This window comes from Streptomyces sp. NPDC127084, from assembly GCF_042724175.1.
In the GTDB taxonomy this organism is placed as follows: domain Bacteria; phylum Actinomycetota; class Actinomycetes; order Streptomycetales; family Streptomycetaceae; genus Streptomyces.
Genome location: NZ_JBHXFA010000429.1, coordinates 1 through 1067, shown reverse-complemented (window position 1 = coordinate 1067; position 1067 = coordinate 1). Strand labels below are relative to the sequence as shown.

The window sequence follows — 1067 nt, the reverse complement described above, 5'->3', positions numbered from 1 at the left end:
CCCGCCGCGCCGCGCGCCGCGCCGCCGCGCCCGCGCCCCCGACTCGCTGAGGTCGTGCGAGGCGATGCCGTGGGCCGTGCTCGCCATGTCGCTGAGCGGCCGCAGCCCGCGCCGCAGCAGATTCCGGCCTATCACCACCAGCACCAGCAGCGCCAGCGCGAACGCCACCACCTGCACCGTGACGAGCTGCCGCACCGTGCCCTGTACGTCCGCCAGCGGCGCCGCGCTCACCAGGACCACACCCGGCTCGACCTCGCAGGCCCGCAGCCGGTAGGTGCCCTCGCCGTCGATCGTCACCGTGCGGGAGATCTCCGTCTTGGAGTGCGCCATCGTCTTCGCGAGAGCGGTGAGCGCGCTGGTGTCGTCCGGGACATCGGAGGGCTCGCGCAGTTTCGCGGTCGTGCCCGAGACGTCGTAGACCGCCGTGTACCAGCCGTAGTACGGCTTGGTCTGGACGATGCCGTGCGCCGCCGCGTCCTTGGTCTGGACGACCTGGACGAGCTTCATCTGCTCGCGGACCTGGTGTTGCAGATAGTCCCGCAAATACATCGTGAGGGCCGTGCCGACCACCGCGAACACGATCAGCGACAGGACGCCCACGCCCAGCGCGAGGCGGGTGCCCAGGCGTACCCGGCGCCAGTTCCGCCGCAGCCGTCCGATCACTCGGCGACCTGCCGGATGACGTATCCGAAGCCGCGCACGGTGTGGATCAGTGGATCGTGCCCCTCGTCGAGCTTCCGGCGCAGCCGGCTGACCACCAGTTCCACCACATTGGAGCGGCCACCGAAGCCGTACTCCCACACATGGTCGAGGATCTGCGCCTTGGTGAGCACGGTCGGCGACTTGCGCAGCAGATAGCGCAGCACCTCGTACTCGGTCGGGGTGAGCGTGATCAGGTGGTCGCCGCGCCGCACCTCCCGGGTGTCCTCGTCCATCGTCAGATCCGCGACCCGCAGCACCGAACGCGGGAAACCGGGCCCGGCGCTGCGCCGCAGCACCGTCCGCAGCCGGGCCATCAGCTCCTCCACCGCGAACGGCTTGACCAGGTAGTCGTCACCGCCCCGGGT

1 protein-coding gene and 1 pseudogene are annotated in these 1067 nt (G+C 70.6%); both read right to left on the bottom strand.

The annotated features are described in order from the left end of the window. Positions 1-663 (bottom strand): annotated as a pseudogene (locus tag ACFWI9_RS34755) (sensor histidine kinase); the annotation flags it as partial. Next, positions 660-1067, bottom strand: a 408-nt coding sequence (locus ACFWI9_RS34750; RefSeq protein ID WP_387169407.1) for a winged helix-turn-helix domain-containing protein, incomplete at its 5' end; no start/stop codon positions are given. The pseudogene ACFWI9_RS34755 and the gene ACFWI9_RS34750, both read right to left, overlap by 4 nt.